This is a genomic window from Chryseobacterium sp. Tr-659, assembly GCF_011752975.1.
Taxonomy (GTDB): domain Bacteria; phylum Bacteroidota; class Bacteroidia; order Flavobacteriales; family Weeksellaceae; genus Chryseobacterium.
Map to the genome: position 1 here is coordinate 1 of NZ_VWWP01000032.1, position 255 is coordinate 255.

General features: G+C 45.9%; 1 rRNA gene. It reads right to left on the reverse strand.

What is annotated here, in order from left to right:
• Positions 1-255, reverse strand: a 23S ribosomal RNA gene (locus F3J23_RS21865); the annotation flags it as partial.

The following is a 255-nucleotide window of genomic DNA, read 5'->3' on the forward strand; positions in this document are numbered from 1 at the left end:
TCTAATCCTACTAACTATGCGCCCTATTCAGACTCGCTTTCGCTCCGGCTCCGGTACTTAATACCTTAACCTCGCTAGTAAAATTAACTCGTAGGCTCATTATGCAAAAGGCACGCCGTCACAGCTTTATGCTGCTCCGACCGCTTGTAGGCGTACGGTTTCAGGTTCTATTTCACCCTTCTATTCGAAGTGCTTTTCACCTTTCCTTCACAGTACTTGTTCACTATCGGTCTTTCAGGAGTATTTAGCCTTGGA